This window comes from Paenibacillus aceris (assembly GCF_017874035.1).
Classification (GTDB): Bacteria; Bacillota; Bacilli; order Paenibacillales; family NBRC-103111; genus Paenibacillus_E; species Paenibacillus_E aceris.
The window spans coordinates 43,231-61,635 of sequence record NZ_JAGGKV010000001.1; the positions used below are offsets into that span (position 1 = coordinate 43,231).

General features: G+C 43.0%; 20 protein-coding genes and 1 pseudogene. 6 read left to right on the plus strand and 15 right to left on the minus strand.

The window, feature by feature from the left end:
• Positions 1 to 118 precede the first annotated feature (118 nt).
• The 3 genes from J2Z65_RS36030 to J2Z65_RS00205 form a co-directional block, all read right to left on the minus strand.
• Positions 119 to 421, minus strand: coding sequence for a heterocycloanthracin/sonorensin family bacteriocin (locus J2Z65_RS36030; protein WP_425326201.1), 303 nt, complete (start codon positions 419 to 421; stop codon positions 119 to 121).
• Positions 422 to 825: 404 nt separating this feature from the next.
• Complete coding sequence (locus J2Z65_RS00200) at positions 826 to 2,196, minus strand: flavin monoamine oxidase family protein (RefSeq protein WP_167056772.1); 1,371 nt, start codon at positions 2,194 to 2,196, stop codon at positions 826 to 828.
• 365 nt (positions 2,197 to 2,561) lie between these two features.
• Positions 2,562 to 3,017 carry an NUDIX hydrolase gene (locus J2Z65_RS00205; RefSeq protein WP_240159640.1) on the minus strand — a complete coding sequence of 152 codons (456 nt, stop codon included), beginning with the start codon at positions 3,015 to 3,017 and terminating at the stop codon, positions 2,562 to 2,564.
• Positions 3,018 to 3,433: 416 nt separating this feature from the next.
• Between J2Z65_RS00205 and J2Z65_RS00210 the strand changes: the two genes are divergently transcribed.
• The 3 genes from J2Z65_RS00210 to J2Z65_RS00220 all read left to right on the plus strand — a co-directional run bounded on the left by J2Z65_RS00210 (position 3,434) and on the right by J2Z65_RS00220 (position 6,263).
• Positions 3,434 to 3,544, plus strand: coding sequence for a YjcZ family sporulation protein (locus J2Z65_RS00210; protein ID WP_082595659.1), 111 nt, complete (start codon positions 3,434 to 3,436; stop codon positions 3,542 to 3,544).
• 265 nt (positions 3,545 to 3,809) lie between these two features.
• A complete protein-coding gene (locus J2Z65_RS00215) occupies positions 3,810 to 3,920 on the plus strand; it encodes a YjcZ family sporulation protein (RefSeq protein WP_163954161.1) in 111 nt (36 codons plus the stop codon).
• Positions 3,921 to 4,364: 444 nt separating this feature from the next.
• Entirely contained in the window at positions 4,365 to 6,263 is a 1,899-nt protein-coding gene (locus J2Z65_RS00220) for a TOMM precursor leader peptide-binding protein (protein WP_167056766.1), read from the plus strand.
• A 326-nt stretch (positions 6,264 to 6,589) separates the two neighbouring features.
• Here J2Z65_RS00220 and J2Z65_RS00225 read toward each other — a convergent pair whose 3' ends face one another.
• From J2Z65_RS00225 to J2Z65_RS00240, 5 genes are all read right to left on the minus strand, one after another.
• Positions 6,590 to 6,853: a hypothetical protein gene (locus J2Z65_RS00225; protein ID WP_167056763.1), complete on the minus strand. Its 264-nt coding sequence runs from the start codon at positions 6,851 to 6,853 to the stop codon at positions 6,590 to 6,592.
• 54 nt (positions 6,854 to 6,907) lie between these two features.
• Positions 6,908 to 7,018 carry a sporulation protein YjcZ gene (locus tag J2Z65_RS35115; RefSeq protein WP_144028258.1) on the minus strand — a complete coding sequence of 37 codons (111 nt, stop codon included), beginning with the start codon at positions 7,016 to 7,018 and terminating at the stop codon, positions 6,908 to 6,910.
• A 477-nt stretch (positions 7,019 to 7,495) separates the two neighbouring features.
• Positions 7,496 to 7,891 carry a (R)-mandelonitrile lyase gene (locus J2Z65_RS00230; RefSeq protein ID WP_167056760.1) on the minus strand — a complete coding sequence of 132 codons (396 nt, stop codon included), beginning with the start codon at positions 7,889 to 7,891 and terminating at the stop codon, positions 7,496 to 7,498.
• A 20-nt stretch (positions 7,892 to 7,911) separates the two neighbouring features.
• Positions 7,912 to 9,141 carry a multidrug effflux MFS transporter gene (locus J2Z65_RS00235; protein WP_209855734.1) on the minus strand — a complete coding sequence of 410 codons (1,230 nt, stop codon included), beginning with the start codon at positions 9,139 to 9,141 and terminating at the stop codon, positions 7,912 to 7,914.
• Positions 9,142 to 9,145: 4 nt separating this feature from the next.
• Positions 9,146 to 10,186 (minus strand): NAD(P)-dependent alcohol dehydrogenase, encoded by a 1,041-nt coding sequence (locus tag J2Z65_RS00240; RefSeq protein ID WP_167056757.1) that lies wholly within the window; start codon positions 10,184 to 10,186, stop codon positions 9,146 to 9,148.
• A gap of 185 nt (positions 10,187 to 10,371) precedes the next feature.
• On the opposite strand from J2Z65_RS00240, the gene J2Z65_RS00245 reads away from it, so the two are divergent.
• On the plus strand, positions 10,372 to 10,920 hold the full coding sequence (locus J2Z65_RS00245) for a TetR/AcrR family transcriptional regulator (RefSeq protein ID WP_167056754.1): 549 nt from the start codon (positions 10,372 to 10,374) through the stop codon (positions 10,918 to 10,920).
• Between the two features lie 134 nt (positions 10,921 to 11,054).
• On the opposite strand, the gene J2Z65_RS00250 is transcribed toward J2Z65_RS00245, so the two are convergent.
• Positions 11,055 to 11,222 carry a hypothetical protein gene (locus J2Z65_RS00250; protein WP_167056751.1) on the minus strand — a complete coding sequence of 56 codons (168 nt, stop codon included), beginning with the start codon at positions 11,220 to 11,222 and terminating at the stop codon, positions 11,055 to 11,057.
• A gap of 131 nt (positions 11,223 to 11,353) precedes the next feature.
• Here J2Z65_RS00250 and J2Z65_RS00255 point away from each other — a divergent pair, with 131 nt between their 5' ends.
• The gene (locus tag J2Z65_RS00255) at positions 11,354 to 12,436 is read left to right on the plus strand and encodes a stalk domain-containing protein (RefSeq protein ID WP_167056748.1); all 1,083 of its coding nucleotides are present in this window, start codon (positions 11,354 to 11,356) and stop codon (positions 12,434 to 12,436) included.
• Positions 12,437 to 12,549: 113 nt separating this feature from the next.
• On the opposite strand, the gene J2Z65_RS00260 is transcribed toward J2Z65_RS00255, so the two are convergent.
• From J2Z65_RS00260 to J2Z65_RS00270, 3 genes are all read right to left on the minus strand, one after another.
• Positions 12,550 to 13,464, minus strand: coding sequence for an ornithine carbamoyltransferase (locus J2Z65_RS00260; RefSeq protein WP_240159638.1), 915 nt, complete (start codon positions 13,462 to 13,464; stop codon positions 12,550 to 12,552).
• Between the two features lie 158 nt (positions 13,465 to 13,622).
• On the minus strand, positions 13,623 to 14,816 hold the full coding sequence (locus J2Z65_RS00265) for an MFS transporter (protein ID WP_167056745.1): 1,194 nt from the start codon (positions 14,814 to 14,816) through the stop codon (positions 13,623 to 13,625).
• Between the two features lie 63 nt (positions 14,817 to 14,879).
• Positions 14,880 to 15,455 carry a TetR/AcrR family transcriptional regulator gene (locus J2Z65_RS00270; protein WP_167056742.1) on the minus strand — a complete coding sequence of 192 codons (576 nt, stop codon included), beginning with the start codon at positions 15,453 to 15,455 and terminating at the stop codon, positions 14,880 to 14,882.
• Between the two features lie 88 nt (positions 15,456 to 15,543).
• Here J2Z65_RS00270 and J2Z65_RS00275 point away from each other — a divergent pair, with 88 nt between their 5' ends.
• Positions 15,544 to 15,747, plus strand: coding sequence for a hypothetical protein (locus J2Z65_RS00275; protein ID WP_420850795.1), 204 nt, complete (start codon positions 15,544 to 15,546; stop codon positions 15,745 to 15,747).
• Between the two features lie 160 nt (positions 15,748 to 15,907).
• Here J2Z65_RS00275 and J2Z65_RS00280 read toward each other — a convergent pair whose 3' ends face one another.
• From J2Z65_RS00280 to J2Z65_RS00290, 3 genes and pseudogenes are all read right to left on the minus strand, one after another.
• Positions 15,908 to 16,084: a hypothetical protein gene (locus tag J2Z65_RS00280; protein WP_167056739.1), complete on the minus strand. Its 177-nt coding sequence runs from the start codon at positions 16,082 to 16,084 to the stop codon at positions 15,908 to 15,910.
• 112 nt (positions 16,085 to 16,196) lie between these two features.
• A pseudogene (locus tag J2Z65_RS00285) lies at positions 16,197 to 16,671 on the minus strand (DUF2306 domain-containing protein).
• Positions 16,672 to 16,946: 275 nt separating this feature from the next.
• Positions 16,947 to 18,299 (minus strand): aminotransferase-like domain-containing protein, encoded by a 1,353-nt coding sequence (locus tag J2Z65_RS00290; protein WP_167056736.1) that lies wholly within the window; start codon positions 18,297 to 18,299, stop codon positions 16,947 to 16,949.
• Positions 18,300 to 18,405: the final 106 nt, after the last annotated feature.

The window sequence follows — 18,405 nt, forward strand, 5'->3', positions numbered from 1 at the left end:
TCTTATGTACAGCTAATTGTCCCTCATGTCTTATTCTTCAAGAAAGCCCCTACAGCAATGAAGTGGCCTCGTTTGCTGGAGGGGCTTTTCTCTATTGGCAAGAACCAATTCAATATCCTTAACGGTGGCAGTTATGACAGTTGTGGCAGTTGTGGCATCGGAAACAGCTGGAGCAATTGGAGCAATTGAAGCAATTGGTACAGTTAAAACAATTGGTACAGTTAAAGCAATTGGAACAGTTAAAGCAATTGGTGCAGTTAGTGCAAAAGAAGAAGCATAATCGAGCATCTTGCTGGCTTTGTGCGTTCCAAGGTGTCACCTCGCTCGCCGTGAACTCGGAAACCGTCAAATTCTGTAGATCATTTGTGAATTCATTCATTTTCGAAAACCTCCGTTTAATAAATAGTTGTGCCGGCATCATACTCTGGCACTGGTAAGAAGAAAACAAACAAGATAATCAGGAAACAACTTCTCTTTTGTGAATTCCGACAAATATTCGACTACTCCATGACAACATATGAACTCAGCTCCGCACTTGTTACTGATCAAAATGCCTATTTAATTGTTCTTCCTAACCTAACTTTCGGCAACGCATTTTCAGGCAGCCTCCATGTCTTGCATCACCCTAAAATACAAAAAGGAGCCTAGCCAAGTTCAATTGGGCTGAGCTCCTTTTTGCTTTTCGTTTTTGTTGATTGAACTTCGGTTACTGTTTAGTTTCATTGGTTCTGCTTTTGCAGCCTCAAAAACAAAGACTGCAAAAATAGTGTAACCTCATGGAACAAGTTATTGTCTCGTACTAGTTGTTAATACATACATTCCGTACTAAATGCTATCACTGGCAATAATTTGATTTACAGCTCGTAACGCAGAAGAAATCGCACCTTCAATCCAACCGGGAAAAAGACTTGTATTATCGCCAGCAAAGTATATTCTACCTTGTTTGGCAGACAGTGTTGGGAGCATTCGAATCATCTGTTTCGGCTTATACCAAGCATATGCACCTCGGGAGAAAGGATTATGATCCCAAGAAAAGACCGTCCCACCTTCATAGTTATACGACAATTCAGGAAGCACCTGTTTGATTTCTGATACAGCTGAATTAAGGTTACCATCTCTAAATATTTCTCGCGCCGATTCACCCGAGGAATACGAACAAATTAACCCCCTCCTTGATGTCGTTTGAGTGAATGTAGCATCAAGCAACCATCCAATTTTCAGATCCGTATTTACTGTAGTAAAGGAACTTAAGTTGTTCCAAAATCTAGTTTTGCTTTGTATGACGGTACGCGTAACGGAAGTAGAAAGTTGGTTTTGAATGACATCATTTTTTTCTTTGCTAAGTGGCGGGGAAAAATGAATTGTACGCAGGACAGTAGAGGGAATAGCCACAATGACCCGATCACAGCAGATAGTGAAAACTTCGCCGGAATTATTAAATTGGATAGATACTCCTTTATTACTATGTTCAATATGCGTCACAACACATCCATAACTGATATTAGAGCCGATTGTAAGGGCAAGCTTTTTCGGCAATTGATCCATTCCACCTACTATAGTCTGTGTACTTCTTTCGGAACTGGCCATTTTTAGGTCAAGCAGTCGCTGTAATGCAGATACTTTGCGAATACCATCACCTAACAACTGCATATATCCGATTTCAAACAGCTTAATCGCACCTGAAGATGCTCCTTGACCTTTAAGATATTCTTCCATTGTCATTGAATCGAGCTGTGCTGCTTGTTTTGTAGGCCAGCCCGGAAAAAAAGGATTACCCGTCGCTTTAAGCCCCGGCGTGAGATACTTTTCGAGCATTCCCGCATATCCTAAAATTCTTTCTTCGGCTGTGAGTGAAACAGGCCATTGTGCAGGTTCAGTCGGAGAATCTATTATTAATCTCCCATCGATATATGACAAACTTCTATTGGAGACTGGTAAATTTATCAATTGAACCCCGGCTTGCTGGGCATAACTTAATGTGAGAAAATGATGCGCTCCAATGAAGGCAGCCCCGATTTCGCAAAACAAACCGTCGGCAAATTGATCCCGCATCGTGTATATGCGACCACCCGGTTGACTATTTGCCTCTAATAAACGCACGTCATATCCTTTTTTCATAAGCTCCAAAGTGCATACCAAACCCGCCATCCCTGCCCCAATAACTACAATACGCTCAGGAAAACGACCTATCACCATAAAATCCGACTCCTCCAAATATTACTTATATATATCATGTGTGTTTATAATCCTTTAGTTCCTAGATACTTTTTAATATTCTATGCTGTCCGTTACTTCAATAAAACAATAGAGGAGCTGCCTGAAGCAAGCTCCCCCACTATCGATTCCAGTTAGCGTAATCCATCAATGTTAAACGAAGAAAAGAACCAAGAATTAGTTATCTTCTCGGCCCTTAATTGTGGAGTAAATTCTTGGCTGTAAATTTCATTTTACTCATTATAATAAGAAGTATTCTATAGTTGCCCGGTCAACGTGTTTAACCCTGTTAGTAGATTAACTATTAATAAATATCTATAAAGTACGTAGGAGTTTTATTTTTTAAGTTAGAGGGTTGATGCATAATCCATATAGAATGAGCTTCCGTCAAAATCCATATACGCTTGATAACGAGTTTGTATATCTGGAGCTTTGACCATATCAAGCACTTTATCTTTTTCAAGCCAGAGACTAAATGATGTTTCCTCAGAAGATAACATTTCTCCACCCACAGGCGTACACATAAAGTTGAAAGTTACTTTGGTTGAAATTGCGGTTAAATTGTAATGGGAATTATGAATTCCTGTATTCGAATAAACTCCAATCAAGTAAGAAACAATTACGTCTATTCCACTTTCTTCTTTTATTCCTCTAATTAAAACATCCATTACGTTTTCACCTTCTGCTACTTGCCCTCCAGGCAATACCCAACCGCCATGTTGTGTCTTTACTAACAGGATATGTCCATTTTTGTCCTCTACGATACCGCTTACTTCTACAATTTGGGTTAGCATTCTCCTCATCCTGATTACCTCCAAGTGATTAGAGCATCGTTGCTAAAACAGAGTCTGCACACTCCTTTTACAAGTGCCAATGATACTCTTCACCATTTGAGAGTGCTCTTAATGCAGTATTGTACATAGTTGCTGAGCTATTTTCTGGTCGAACTACATTACCTAAGTAATATCATCAAAATGTTAATTTCATCTGTAACCGACCTTAAAATTAGATAAAGAATTTGACTCCCCCGTCCCTTAGATGACTCGCTGGATGCGAGTTTCAGTTTTCGGATACCGAGCTGCTGCAGAGACTATCCGAATTGTTTTTTACGAATGCCGGTCATTCTAACACTCAATTTAGTTCATACGTCCAATCAATCACTAATCAACGAACATATTTTATACCGTAGTGACAAATCACCAGAGGGGAATGAGTAAACATGGGCGCAGTAGGTTATGGTGGAAGTTGTGCAGGTTACGGCACAAGCGCAGCAGCTATTTTGGTTCTTTTTATTCTTTTGGTTATCATCACATCAGCTTTTGTATGGTAATTCCTTAATCTAACACAAAGATACAACGAAAAAAAACGGCCGCGAATTAAAATACGGGCCGTTTTTTTCGTTGTTCTTATCATAAAAAATCAAGGTAAAACTAATTCTCAGTTTCTGTTCGATTTAATTGCTCGGCTATTTTGAAAAATGCAGAACGAATGCCGGCTATTCCAACACTCAATTTAGTTCATACGTCCAATCAATCACTTTTCAAAAAACATACTTTATACCGTAGTGACAAAACACCAGAAGGGAATGAGTAAACATGGGCGCAGTAGGTTATGGTGCAAGTTGTGCAGGTTACGGTTCAAGTGCAGCAGCTATTTTGGTTCTTTTTATTCTTTTGGTTATCATCACATCAGCTTTTGTATGGTAATTCCTTAATCCAACACAACGAACGAAGAGAAAGAGTCACCCTTAATCTCAGGGTGACTTTTTTTGTTAAATGAAGGGTGAAATATGAGATGATTCAACATATTCATGCTGGTACTAACGCTCACTGGGAATCCCCTTTCGCAACAACACGCCAAACACTCCTGCCATTTCCTCTTTCAAAAACGGTTCTACTGCTAGATCCAAGACCAAAAGTCGGTTACGGTTCCGTTATTGAAAAATTTTAAGACCTTGTCCAATACGTGCATATACTAGTCATCACTAATATATAATGAAATCATCTTATAAGAAGGTTGATATTAGGATAAATATGATAGCAATTATAAGGGCTGCCGACCGGCAGTTCCTTCTCTTCTGTCTCGGGGGGATAAGCAGAGAAACCCGCCGAAATGAGCGGGGCAAATTGCTGCGAGATGAGGTGAACTGCGTGAATGCTATCATATCAGTTGTCGGAGATGGTTTATTGGCCGACTACGTATGCGGAGAGCTATTGGTCCATTATCAAGTCGTTCGACAGACAGATTTCACTTCAGACATACCGAAAGCGGCGAAATTGGTTGTGGTGCTGCACGATGACTGCCCTTCCTCCGGATACTTCGATGCTGAAGAAACTCTGCAGCAGGCCGGCATCCCGTGGTTGCGGGGATTTATTTCAATGGATGAGGGCATAATCGGGCCTTTGGTTCGTCCGGGCACGCCGGGATGCTCCCAATGTGCGGATAACAGGCGTTTCACGGCGTCGCCAGGGGACATAGAAAGCGGAAGATCTTCGCCTTTAGGACTTTGGCATGTAGCGCACTTGCTGATTGCCGAGACGCAGCGAGTGTTGCAGGGCATCCGAGCTCATACGGAGGAGCATATGTATATCGTTAATATGAACACTCTGAATAGCTCGCTCCATTTCATTCTGCCGGACCCTCTCTGTCAGGTGTGTGGCCGTTTGCCCGAGGATTCATCAGGGGCAGCCAACATTTCGCTCAAGCCGAGACCGAAGATAAGCGCCGACAGTTACCGCTACCGTCCGATAGACGACCTGAAACATCATTTGGCCAAAGACTATATGGATTCACGGACCGGTGTTTTTAATGCCAAGATGCTTGACCTCGTATCGCCGTTTGCCGGAGTGGGGGTCAACCTGCCGTTGTTTCTGATGGGAGCTGAGGTAACGGGAGGCCACAGCCTTTCTTATGCGGAAAGCGAATTGACCGCGATCTTGGAAGGATTGGAGCGTCACTGCGGTGTAACCCCCCGTGGCAAACGGACCGTAATTTATGACAGTTTCAACCGTGTTGCGAATCAAGCGCTCGACCCCTCCAAGGTTGGATTATATTCAAAGAAACAGTACGCGCAGCCTGATTTCTCCTACGAACCGTTTGATCCAGACCTCCCGATCGATTGGATATGGGGCTATTCGCTAGTCCAAGAGAGTCCGATCCTTGTTCCGGAGAGTCTCGCTTATTACAGTTCGGGATTCGGTGGCGGGTTTGTTCAGGAAGGCTCCAACGGGTGTGCGTTAGGCGGAAGCTTGGAGGAAGCCATCTTGTATGGGATTTTAGAAGTGGCGGAGCGTGACTCGTTCCTGATGACTTGGTACGCGCAGTTGCCTATTCCGCGCCTGGACCACAATTCCGCTAACGATCAGGAATTGCGGCTCATGGTCGAAAGGCTGCGCGCAGTTGCTGGATATGATGTACATTTGTTTAACATGACGATGGAGAATGGAATTCCGAGCATTTGGGCCCTCGCGAAAAGTATCAATCCCGGGAAGATGAATCTAATCTGTGCGGCGGGAGCTCATTTGGATCCGGTACGGGCCGCGAAAAGCGCTATTCACGAATTGGCCGGCAGGTTGATTTTCCTGCAAGAGAAATTTGAGGCAGGCCTTGAACATTTTAAGCAAATGCTCGATGATCCGTTTCTCGTATTGCAAATGGAGGATCATGCCATGCCTTACGGTTTGCCGCAAGCAGAGAAACGGCTGCAATTTTTGCTGGATGGACAGAATCCGCTCAGAACGTTTGACGAGGAGTTCAAACGTAAGGCAAGTCATGCGGATCTGACCGATGATCTGAAGGACACGATCGAGGTGTTTCGCCGCTTGAACCTCGATGTGATCGTGGTGGATCAGTCGTCACTGGAAACACTGCGAAACGGGCTGCATTGCGTAAAAGTTCTGATTCCGGGAATGCTGCCGATGACGTTCGGACATCATTTGCAACGCTTGACGGGGCTGAAGAGAGTGTTTCGAGTGCCTGTGGAGCTTGGATATGCGAAAAAGCCGCTGACGGCCGGGCAACTTAATCCGCATCCACATCCGTTTCTATAAGACTCGATGGGTCTCAACACAACGCGAATTTCGCAGGCTAAGCCATTTTTTACACAAATAAATCAGATTCTTGTACCTCAAAAACAAACAAGCAAGACGCTTCGCGCTTGCTTGTTTGTTTTTTTGAAACTATCGGTAACAATAAGTGAGCAACTGATGTGATCTCTAGCTTAGTACACTAGAAATAGAAAACTCTATCATATTGCAAATGTCATAGTAATAATAACCAATAAAATAAATAGAACCAATACCGCTGCTGAACTAGTACCAATCCCTGCTGCATATCCCATATTTGTCACTCCTTTAGTTAGAAACTCACCCCTTTTTTAAAAGAAAAACGGGTTCCTTTGGAAGAAAAATGGGGACTCCTCAATGGCCAACAAATCAAAAAGAACAAGTGGAGTAAATGGGTTGAAGAATGGACTGAATGGTGTAAATGCACTTGTGCTCACGGGTTTGGCATTTGAACGAAGATAGATTTTGTCATGAGTGCTCTTATGCAAAATGCCATCTAAAACTTGCCCTTGTTGTGTCATCACGTAAACATGTTTACCCATGAGGGATTTTAGTCGATTCTTGTCGATGGACATACCTATCACCCCTTAGTGTTGTATTATCTTACAAAACTTGAGATGAGTTATTAATTACCATACAAATGCACTAGTAATTATAACCAAAAGGATAAAGAGAACCAAGACAACAGCCGTACTTGTACCCACACCACCACTATAACAGCCTCCTGCAGTATAACCCATTCTGATTTGCTCCCTTCTTTATCAGATAGACTATTGTATTTCAATGGTATTTAAATGTATTGGACAAATGTAGGTTATCAAATGCCTGTTTTGCGATTAGGATCAAACATCATCCAGTAAATTAAGTCAGTAATTGATTTTCATTTCTGTAGGATGAAACCATATTGGTGTCTAAATCAGAATATTTATCGATATTTGTCTGTCAAATCAATTTTGAATCTTTCAATATCTAACGCACCTATTCTTTCCAAAGCTTTGAAATAAAAAATCCCCGAATGACGGGGATCTAAACGCACTCATGTTTGTGTTGCCGGAATGCAAATGCACTTTTGAGGATGTTTGCATACTCACCTTCTTTAAGATATCGTTCTACTAACATCGTAATACGATTTAAACCTTGATCCTAATGTTGAATATCTTCTGTTTATCTATTGAAAGTCTTAGCAATGATAGAAATTTATGCTACTCTCACGACTTTTAAAAGTTGTATTGATCCTCACTCACTTGTTCCATCCACTCGACGGCCTTTCCGTCAAGCCGTTCTTGAATGGCTGTATGCGTCATTGCTGTGGTAGGCGAAGCGCCATGCCAGTGTTTCTCACCGGGCGGAAACCAAACCACGTCACCGGGACTAACTTCCTCGATTTGGCCTCCCCAGCGTTGAACTCGCCCTTTGCCCGCCGTTACGATTAGCGTTTGCCCTAGTGGATGCGTATGCCATGCTGTCCGTGCACCTGGCTCGAAAGTTACGCTGGCTCCAGCTACGCGTGCAGGATCGGCTGCTTCAAACAGTGGATCGATGCGAACAGTACCTGTAAAATAGTCCGATGGTCCTTTGCCTGAAGGTTGAGACCCGACTCTTCTGATTTCCATTTTCTAAATCCCTCCATTAGTTATGCATTTGTTTTAGCTTTTTTGATGCCTTCGCTTTGAGTCCCTATCTTCCTAATAAGGACGATATAGGAAACGATGGCCAGTAAACTGGTTGTAAAAATAACGATTCCGAATGGGACGGCTGAATGCTCTCCCGCAATTCCCACAAGTGGGGATGTAACTGCGCCTAACGCATATTTAAAGGTGCCGAGCACGGCAGACGCGCTTCCCGCAATCTTTCCATGCGATTCCATCGCTAAGGTAAAAGAAACTGGTCCTATTATACCAATGGATACAGCAAATAAGAAGGTTGATACAAATATCGCCGACAATGACCCCTTCGAGAGAACTGCAATAAGGATAGCGGAACTAGAAACGAAAGATAGACATAATCCAAACCGAAATATACTGCCTTCCGTTAACCGACCTGTGACTCGTTTGACAACTTGCGATCCAATCATAATAGCAAGACCATTCATGGCAAACAGGATCGAGAACATTTGCGGTGACAAGTCAAAAATGTTTTGATAGATAAACGGAGTACCAGCAACAAAGGCAAATACACCGGCGAACAAAATACCATTTACTAGGGCATATCCCATAAATATTCGATCCCGAAACAGACGATTGTAATTTTTCATGAATGTTATGAAATTGCCAGTGACCCGATGTTTCACAGGTAAGCTTTCTTCTAATCCCCATGTTATGATCCCCGTTAATAGTATTCCTAAAAGCCCCAGAAAAACAAACACGCCAACCCAGGAACTGAACGAAGTGACTGCACTTCCGGCATTTGGGGAAACTAATGGAGCGACATTGCTGATCATCGTAAGCAGAGAGATAAATTTCGTCATTTCGAGTCCGCTATATTTGTCGCGAGCAATCGCACACGAAATCACGATTCCTGCTGACGCGGCAACCCCCTGGATAAATCGTAAAACGATGAAAGATTCAACATTTGGTACAAAAGCACAAGCGATTGATGAAACGATATAAAGGATCATGGAGATCAGTAATGGCGTCCGTCTTCCATATTTATCGCTTAAAGGCCCCATGACCATCTGGCCTAAGCCTAATCCTAATAAGCTGGCAGTTAAACTCGCTTGAATCATAGATGCATTGCTTTTGAAAACAACCATTATCTGAGGAAGCGATGCAAGATACATATCGACCGTAAATGGACCCAATGCGGAAAACGCAGCTAGAATTAGGGCTAATCGAAGAGAATGATTTTTAAGTTTATCGTTCATTCGTCTATAAAGTGGAGATGTCGATAACGAATCGGTAACGTACGTCACTCCGTAGGATTCGTTCGTACGCTTCGTCAACCTGATCGGCACGAATGACCTCAATTTGAGGCTTAATGTCATGCGCGGCAGCATAATCAAGCATCTCTTGCGTTTCCAGAAGTCCGCCAACTAAGGAACCCGCTATACTACGGCGGCTCATGATTAGCGAGAAAACGTTATATTGACTTGGTTCCGCCGGTGCTCCGACATTAATGAGTGTACCATCTACTCGAAGCAGCGATAAGTACGCATCGACGTCAATTGGTGCGGATACGGTGTTTAGAATCAGGTCAAAACGGCCTGCTAACATGTTAAAAGTTTCAGGGGCAATTGTTGAAAAATAATGATCAGCGCCAAAACTGAGCGCTTCATTCTCCTTTTCTATTGCCCGGCTTAAGACGGTAACTTCCGCGCCCATCGCATGCGCAAACTGAATCGCAACGTGGCCAAGGCCGCCCATCCCTAGGATAGCTACCTTTTTTCCCGGACCTGCTTTCCAGCGCTTTAAAGGGGAATACGTCGTAATGCCGGCACATAATAGCGGACTGGCTACATCTAACTCCATACGATCCGGAATATGCACAACGAATCTTTCTGTAACAACAATGTTTTGGCCGTAACCACCATAGGTTGGATTCCCGTCATAGTCCAAGGAGTTGTATGTGGCTACAAAACCTTTTGAACAATGCTGCTCTTCTCCTCGGAGGCAGTACTCACACTCACCGCAAGAGTCCACATAGCAGCCTACGCCAACGCGGTCACCTACAGCAAATTTTGTTACCTTCTCCCCTACTGCCTTTACAATCCCGGCAATTTCATGACCAGGCACCATTGGAAAAATTCCGCCTGCCCAGTCCCCGTGGGCACTATGAATATCGGAATGGCAAATGCCGCTAAACTTAATATCGATCGACACGTCATCCGGTCGTAATTGCCGTCTTTCAATCGTAGTCTTTTCAAATGGCGCTTTGGCTGCTGAAACACTTAATACGTTAGTTTTGCACATGGGCGTTGTCTCCTTTTCCATTAATCAAAATATGTTAACTAATCAAAATAATTTGATTAGTCAACTCCTGTCTATTATTATATAAATAAGTAAGTAAATTCAATGGTTAAAAAAACGTGATCTGTTGAGATCTCAACAGATCAGCTGAAGTTGTTAAGTATCTTAGAAAGTTTGGTGGGTGTACGATGGCTAAAGTGGATCGTAGAATTCTTAAAACACAGGAAGCTTTGAAAAATGCGGTTATTGGACTGATGACTGAAAAAAATTTCGATGATATCACCATTCAGGATATTGCAGACCGAGCAAACTTAAATCGCGGAACCATTTATCTTCATTATCAAGACAAATTTGATTTATTGGATAAACTCATAGAAACTCATCTTAATGAATTAGGAGAAATGGATGAATGGGCCTGTAAGATGGATTGGAACGAGGCTCTTGTCCCTTATTTTGAATATTTTGAGAAAAACTATTTGTTTTTTTCAACGATGTTAGCCAGTACAGGGGTTCCGTCAGCTTTTAGAACTCGACTTCTTGCTTCTTTTATTGAAGGCTTCAAAGGTGAGATTGACAGAGAAAGCGGAAGAAATACAGATTTAATCGACGATGTCATGCTGCAATATTCAGGTACTGCTTATGTAGGTGTAATTGAATGGTGGATCAGAAACGGGATGCCCTATCCACCTCAAGTAATGGCTAAACAAGTTGGTACCTTGTTAGGAAGGAGCCTGTAGTACTTACATCGAGCCATTATTCTCATAACAAGCCGCTTGTTAAAAATAAGGAAAATGCTTCATGTACTCGTTGAAGCGTAAATAGGAAAAAGCCCTAAACCAGCTTGGCCAAAGCGGTTTAGGGCTTTTCAACATTAGTTTGCAGGTGCCGACGTTGCCTGTCCGGCCGATTCACTTCCCTGCTCCGTCGCAGTTTGGTTGCCGCCATTCATCCCGTTCGGGAATCGACCTTGCCCGTCTCCGAAGCCGTCTTTGTCGAGGCCACCCTTGCCCATCCCGTTGCCCAGCTTAGACAGATCCACTAGACCCAGTTCCTAAAAGGTACAAGGTCTAGTTTTTTTTTGGACAACTGCAACCTATTCGAACTGACCTCCGTCTGATGGATTGTCAACAAGATTGACGCAATTTTAAATATTGGAAGGAGTTTTATGATATGAAGAAAAAACTAACTGTACTATTAACTTTGGCTGGGATACTCGGCACAACGGCCGCAGTCGGAGCTGAGGATTTGGTAGAAAAAGTTACAGGTTACTTACAAAAAGATGTAAAGGTTCTTGTTAACGGACAAGACAGCACGCTTACGCCTGTCTACATAGATGGAAAAGCATACATCCCAGTACGCGACGCTGCGACTAAGCTTGGATATACGGTAAAATACGATGAAGCGAACAAAGAGATAGAGCTGGACGAAGCGGCTGACCTGATGCGTGCATCCGGTGTGATCGTAAGCGTACAGACCAAGGAAGACGGTAATACTCGCATCGAGTTGCTCGGTAGCACATGGGTCATTTTGAACGTAGACAAATCGACTGCCATCAAGAACTTAGACGGTAAAACGTTAACTGCAGCCGACCTGAAGGCTGGTACTCAAATCGACGCCGAGTTCGGACCAGCCATGGCGATGAGCTACCCTGGCCAAGCGCAAGCTGTAAGCATTAACGTTCACGCTGACCGCTCGGTCAAAGAAGATACAATCAAAGAAGTGAAACATACGGATGATGGCTGGCAAGTTCAATTAGGCGACAATTTGGTACTTAACGGCGGTAAAGAAACTCGTGTGATGACGTCTCAAGGCGAATCCGTGAACTGGGAGGATCTGAAAGCCGGCACGAAAGTAAAAGCCTACTACGGTCCATTTGAAACGAAAAGCCTACCTCCGCAAAGCCCTGTGTTCCTCCTCGTTGTTCAGGCTCAAGCGCCTGTAACAGGCACACCGAAAATGTCGCCAGAGACAGCGCAGGAATACCGCAACTTGGCATGGGCGCAAGTGAAAGAGCAAACGTCCCATATTACAACTAAGCAAGACGAAGCAGCCGTTCAAATCGTCTCCTCTAAAGAAGTAGGCGTATTGGCTTCCACAGACGAGCAGAAGAAGTTGCTCGCAGACGTTCAAGCTGCGAACGGCAATTTCGTAACGGTCACTTACAACACAGACCAGGATCAGCTGCTTGGACCGTTAACAGTCGTGTTCGATTTCAACACAAAAGCTTTTATCGGCTTCAACGCTAGAAGATAAACAAATTCAAAAAAGCCATGAAATTCAAGCTCCATTGAATTTTCATGGCTTTTTTTATTTTTTAGGTTACACGTGGTTCAAGTTCATTCATCTTTCTTCAAAATTTCACGTTATTATTCAAGTAAATGCAATAACAAACTTTTTTGAACATGCATCCTATTCTCAGCTTGTTGATAGATAATGGAGTTCTCTGATTCAATCAAGTCCTCCTCTATCTCATAGTCAGGATGAATTGGCATATCGTGCATGATGTATGGGCCATATCCATCCAGATTTTTCTTGTTAATCTGAAAAGGCATCATGACTTGAATCCTTCTATTTTTCTCCTCGTTATACTCAACATTTTGGAAATATTCCATATCAACCCAAGTGTCCGTATAAATAAAATCAGTCCTCCTAACAGCATCGGACAAACTTTCCAGAATTTCAATATGTCCAGTTTGATAAGCATTCTGCATAAGTTCTTCATCCCAAGAAGCTTGATTAATTATCGGGGTTACCAACAATAGCGTAATGCCCAATGTGATACACCCTGCTATTAGTGAATTTGCAACATTATCATGAATTCCTACATACGTTACTGTCACACCTGAGAAAGTTCCTTTTACTTCATATATTGTCATCAAATCAGCTAGTGCTTGACATGGGTGGTACTTATCACAACATCCATTTATGACTGGTACACTGGCGTTATTTGCTAATTCAAGTAAATCAGTATGCTTTTTTAGCCTAGCCATAATAACATCGCAGTTTCTTGATGCGTAACGAACTTCATACTTGATTGGTGAGAGACTAAAATTACTTGAATCCCAATCCATGGTTACTGCATAACCGCCCATTTGATTAATGCCAGACTGAAAAGACAAATTGGTTCTGGTCGAAGTTTTTTGGAAAAGCATGAATAAACCTTTTCTCTCACATGCTTGGTAAAAATCTTTAGGATTGTTTTTTATCTCAATTCCTTTTTTAATTATTGACATCAAGGTATCCTTGTCGAGTTCTTTTAAAGATAACAAATGATGAGTCAATGTTTTCACCACTCTCGTATTTTTATTCACTATATTGCATATAAATACATTCTATTGCGAAGGCAACCTTATGTCAACGGTTATGGTCACCTGCCCTTTGCTTGAAAAGAGGCAGCCGATCATTGACCGGCTGCCTCCTGTATTTCGATGATATTGTATTACTTTTTCTCTGTAGCATAATAAATCATCGCAATGACGGGTAAAGCTATTCCAATCAACAATGCTGCATGCCAACCGCCCATGGCGTATGCCCATCCTCCTGTCGCTGAGCCTATAGCCCCGCCAACAAAAAAAATTGCCATGTATAAACCATTAAGCCGGCTTCGAAACTCTGCTTCCAATGAGAAGATAGCACGTTGCCCAAGGACCAAATTTGCCGAAACTCCCATGTCCAAAAGAATGGCCGCAACTACCAGAGAAACCAATGCGAACGTCGAACCTGTTTGGAACATGAGGGGCAGACATACAGACACGATAACTAATGCTAGTGCTAATCCCGTGGCAGGACGAATCATCCCTTTATCCGCAAGACGGCCTGCCACTGGCGCAGCAACCGCTCCGGATACCCCTACCAATGCAAACAGGGCAACTTCTTTTTGGGAAAAATGAAACGTCGGACTGGTCAATAACAAAGGAACCGTTGTCCAAAACAAACTAAAAGTCCCGAACACACAGGCATGATAGATTGCCCTACGCCGCAAGATTGGGGTCGTTCTGAGTAGATGTAACATTGAAGCCAGAAGTTTTGGATATTGAACGGTTGTCAACGGCTGTCTTACTGGAAGCGCCTTGGCTAATACAAGAGCCAACACAAAGATCGTTGCACCTGATAGAACAAATACGGCACGCCACCCCATATACTCCGCCACAATACTTGAAATGGGACGTGCAAGCATGATCCCCAACAGCAAACCCCTCATAACATTACCCACATTCCGGCCACGTGTGGCATCTGGCGAAAGATGAGCTGCGTACGGTACTAGTACCTGTGCTGCGACTGAGCCTAACCCGATAAACAGGGAAGCTGTGAGAAATAGGGAGGCGGTTTTGACAACTGCAGCAATCGTCAAAACTATAGCAGTGAATAGTAATGACGCAACGACAAGTTTGCGGTTTTCAAGTATATCTCCCATGGGTACGATAAATAACAACCCGATTCCGTATCCAATTTGAGTCAGTGTGACGATAAGGCCAGCTGCCCCAGGAGATAATCCAAGCGCTGAACTAATTGGTCCTACTAAAGGCTGAGCATAATAGAGATTAGCGACGATAACTCCACAAGCGGCAGCCAAAATGAGAATGATCCATGCCGAAATAGGTTTTTCAACACTTTGATGTTCGATTGAACTCATAGTAAACTCTCCTTTACATGACTTTACTGGAACGTTCGTTCCGATAATATTAAAAAAATATGTTTATAACATCTCAATTACTGTGTTCATCATGTTATAAAGAATGTTTTTGTCGCTTTTCACCTTTGAAACTACATTAATACTATGATTAAGGTTAAGCAACAGGTGCGCTAGTACCTTGATATCTTTGTTGGGGTCGATTTCTCCATTCTGTTGTCCCTTGTTTAAAAGCTCAAAGAAAGACTGTTCCAATTCTTCAAAACCGTCTCGTATCAACTTATGAAGTTGTGTATCAGGCGAATCTAAGCCAATGGTTGCGTTTGTTATCAAGCATCCTTTTGGCAATTCTTCATCAAATGCAGAAGCAATATGCTGATCAAAATACTGCCGGATCCCAACTTTCGCAGACGGCGCATTTATCAAGAGATTTCGTTTATAGTGCCGATTTTTTTTGTAATAATGTATGGCCTCAACATAAAGCGTCTGTTTATCTACAAATGTTTCGTACAAACTTGATCTGCTTAATCCCATTGCTTCTAACAACTCCGGTATGCTTGCCGCTTCATAACCTTTTTCCCAGAAAACTAACATTGCTTTATGAAGTACGCGCTCCTTGTCAAACTCTTTAGAACGTCCCATGTTAAACACTCCTTTTCTGTAGGAACAGTATACTATTTCTGGAATGATTGGTCCAGTATTTCATTAAAGAAATTTCACTTGAGATGCCATGGATTACGTGAACAGAATCGGCTATGGTAACCGCGACATATCCGGAGGAATCGATGACGAACAGGACGAGTATACGATTAATGGGAAAACCGGTACGAGGCTGTCGGACATGGGACTTGGTTGGTATGTCGGTTATGTTGAAACGGAGAAGGAAACCTGGGTCGAACAAAATTTCGGTGGGACCTTCTCGGCCAATGTGTGAAGGCGCAGTTCGGTTTTCTTCAACGAAAAAGCGGCAGCCTGGACCATAAGTGATAAGTCTAGACTGCCGTTTTTTATTGAACGAATGTTTTCATCGTAAAAACTGAATAGCACCACCATTTCGGCTTGCTTACTCCTTATGCTCAAATGTAGGGCTTCGTTTATTCCTCAATTTCCAATGCACTTGGATAATCCAGGGTAAAATACCCTTTCCCAATTCGTTCAATATCGTCGCTAGTTGCCGGCCTTACCACAAAAGCTCTGTCCTTAATCCAAATAACCTCTTCATCATTAGTATCAAGTAAATAGTCCTCAAATGGAACATGAACGATTTTCATAAACTCAACTCCTAATACCAAATTGGCTTGGAACCTCATTATAATCCACGCTCCTTAATTCCAGATGAATTAATAATAATGTTTTATTAAAAGCGTCAGTGGATGTAACCATTTAGGGGGTAATCGCACGCTCTTTGGTCGGACCGATCGTTCTGATAATGATGTCAGGAATGACCAGCAGCAGCAAAATAGAGCCGTAAACGCCAATCGTATAGCTGGCAACGTAAATGAGACCGAATCCATGATGAAAAAGGACGGTGATGAGACGAATCAACATATTCGTAAAGCAAGAGGCTTAACTTCGGATCATCCAGTTTCGGTGCCTGTCGATCCGTTTCTTTTTGATTTGTACGAGCGCCATAATGGTTATAAGTCAGCCCCGCCACCATGGCGATGCAGGCAAATGCAACATGAACGTGCATAACGTTTAACCAGACCAAGAGATTAAGCTCTCGCTTGAGTCCGATTTTATGGTTTGAAAATCCTTCGGCTCTGGGATCGATAAAATAATTATCTACCAAGGCGTAAAGAACAAATAGAATACTGACACAGGCCAATAATCCAGATAATGCTTTCCTTTTCTTCATTTGATCACAAACCCCCATGGCTCCATATTTATTACCCATACACAAATTCTGAGTTAGCCAACCCGCATGCCTGTAGCAATGATAAACGACTTCGCCGTCCTTTTAGGACGAGCGCGTTTTTCAAGGTAGATGCGAAGTACAAGTATAAAATTTATACTTTCATATCTACTAAAAAAGACTGTAGTCACCTCCTCGGTGATTGACAGTCTTTTTTCATTTCTGCATTAACTTGTTGCTCTTAGCACGTCGAAGGTTGCAACGGAAAGACTCGGTCGTTATTTGCATGCGGATTGGGCAAGCAGAGCTCCAATCCGTTCTATTCCTCTCGCAATATCCTCCTCGTTTACGTTAGTTGCGTTTAGTTTCAATATATTTTCCCTCTCGAAATTCATCAAATAATTTCTGTCCAAAGATTCCAGAAGGATCGATTCCTTCTTTAACTTTGCGATAAGCCGCGGAGCGGAAATTGCTTTGTCCAGCAAAATATGTGTATGAATGAACGGATTCTTCGAGGGCTCATACATGAAGGCACCGCCGCTGCGGGCAGCCCCCTTCGCAAGCGCTGCATCGAGCAGCTTCGCCCTAGCCGCATATCTGCTGCGGATTTTGGCAAGGTGGCGGTCGAACATGCCGCTTCGCAAATAGATTTCAAGAGCAGCCTGCGACAGCATGGAGCTATCGATATCGTTTTGCTTCTTATACAGCCGGAACGCTTCCGCAAGTGGAACGGGAATGACCGCAATGCCGATGCGCAAGCCGGGAAAAATAATTTTGGAATAGCTTTTTAAATAAATCACATGTGACGAGTCGTCATGTGCGAATATCGGATCGGCCTTGCTGTCCTGCTCGAAATCGGCGAGGTAATCATCCTCAACAATGTAGACATCATATTTGGCGGCAAGCCTGGCCAGCCTCTTCTTTTCTCTGCTCGTATAGGAGCAGCCCAGCGGATTGTGGAAACGCGGCATCGTATAAAAAAACTTGATGTCCTCCGTACGAAAGATTTCCTCCAGCCTGTTAAAATCAATACCCGCAAAGTTGCGCTCAATGCCGATGACTGGCATACGGCGTGTTTCCAAATATTCGATAAACAGATGGTAGCCAGGCTGTTCAATCAGCACCTTCTGCTTGCCATTTGGGAAAGGCATTACGGCAAGCAGCGACAGCGCCTGCTGAACCCCGGATACTACAAATATATTCCGCTCCTCAGTAAATACCTGATAGCCCATTAATTGTTTCCGTACGATCTCGATCAGGGATGCCATTCCTTTGGCAGTGCCGTAAACAAATAAATCCTTCTGGTAAGTGTCAATCGCTTTATTGATACAATGCTGAAAATCCAAATAAGGAAACACATCTGGATCAGGAGCAGCATCCGAAAAATTCAAAATAGTTGACGTTTCACCTTGAGCGGAATTTGTTCCTTTGACAACATAATAACCGCTCTTTGGCATCGCATAGATGAGATGGCGTTTCACCAGCTCATCCAAAGCTTTAATGATCGTACTCTTGCTGCAGCCGTACTGCTCCGAAAGCGTGCGGATTGAAGGAAGCTTCTGTCCATCCTTATACGGCTGCTTCAGAATCAGTTCCTCCAGCTCATTCATCAGCTTCAAATACATGTACATCGGACAAGCTCCTTGCTTGCGATCTGTAACGGTACAGATGGCATTTTTCCTTATTGTAGCATGCATGGCTGAGAGATACGATATACCTAACAAGAACAGTCACTAG

Bases quoted from the DNA above. Each gene is read 5' to 3' on its own strand.
- J2Z65_RS00290 (WP_167056736.1), bottom strand. From the start codon at position 18,299: ATGTACATGTATTTGAAGCTGATGAATGAGCTGGAGGAACTGATTCTG.
- J2Z65_RS00280 (WP_167056739.1), bottom strand. From the start codon at position 16,084: ATGAAAATCGTTCATGTTCCATTTGAGGACTATTTACTTGATACTAAT.
- J2Z65_RS00270 (WP_167056742.1), bottom strand. From the start codon at position 15,455: ATGGGACGTTCTAAAGAGTTTGACAAGGAGCGCGTACTTCATAAAGCA.
- J2Z65_RS00255 (WP_167056748.1), top strand. From the start codon at position 11,354: ATGAAGAAAAAACTAACTGTACTATTAACTTTGGCTGGGATACTCGGC.
- J2Z65_RS36030 (WP_425326201.1), bottom strand. From the start codon at position 421: ATGATGCCGGCACAACTATTTATTAAACGGAGGTTTTCGAAAATGAAT.
- J2Z65_RS00275 (WP_420850795.1), top strand. From the start codon at position 15,544: ATGGATTACGTGAACAGAATCGGCTATGGTAACCGCGACATATCCGGA.
- J2Z65_RS35115 (WP_144028258.1), bottom strand. From the start codon at position 7,018: ATGGGTTATACTGCAGGAGGCTGTTATAGTGGTGGTGTGGGTACAAGT.
- J2Z65_RS00225 (WP_167056763.1), bottom strand. From the start codon at position 6,853: ATGTCCATCGACAAGAATCGACTAAAATCCCTCATGGGTAAACATGTT.
- J2Z65_RS00215 (WP_163954161.1), top strand. From the start codon at position 3,810: ATGGGCGCAGTAGGTTATGGTGCAAGTTGTGCAGGTTACGGTTCAAGT.
- J2Z65_RS00240 (WP_167056757.1), bottom strand. From the start codon at position 10,186: ATGTGCAAAACTAACGTATTAAGTGTTTCAGCAGCCAAAGCGCCATTT.
- J2Z65_RS00235 (WP_209855734.1), bottom strand. From the start codon at position 9,141: ATGAACGATAAACTTAAAAATCATTCTCTTCGATTAGCCCTAATTCTA.
- J2Z65_RS00265 (WP_167056745.1), bottom strand. From the start codon at position 14,816: ATGAGTTCAATCGAACATCAAAGTGTTGAAAAACCTATTTCGGCATGG.
- J2Z65_RS00245 (WP_167056754.1), top strand. From the start codon at position 10,372: ATGGCTAAAGTGGATCGTAGAATTCTTAAAACACAGGAAGCTTTGAAA.
- J2Z65_RS00210 (WP_082595659.1), top strand. From the start codon at position 3,434: ATGGGCGCAGTAGGTTATGGTGGAAGTTGTGCAGGTTACGGCACAAGC.
- J2Z65_RS00200 (WP_167056772.1), bottom strand. From the start codon at position 2,196: ATGGTGATAGGTCGTTTTCCTGAGCGTATTGTAGTTATTGGGGCAGGG.
- J2Z65_RS00230 (WP_167056760.1), bottom strand. From the start codon at position 7,891: ATGGAAATCAGAAGAGTCGGGTCTCAACCTTCAGGCAAAGGACCATCG.
- J2Z65_RS00205 (WP_240159640.1), bottom strand. From the start codon at position 3,017: ATGAGGAGAATGCTAACCCAAATTGTAGAAGTAAGCGGTATCGTAGAG.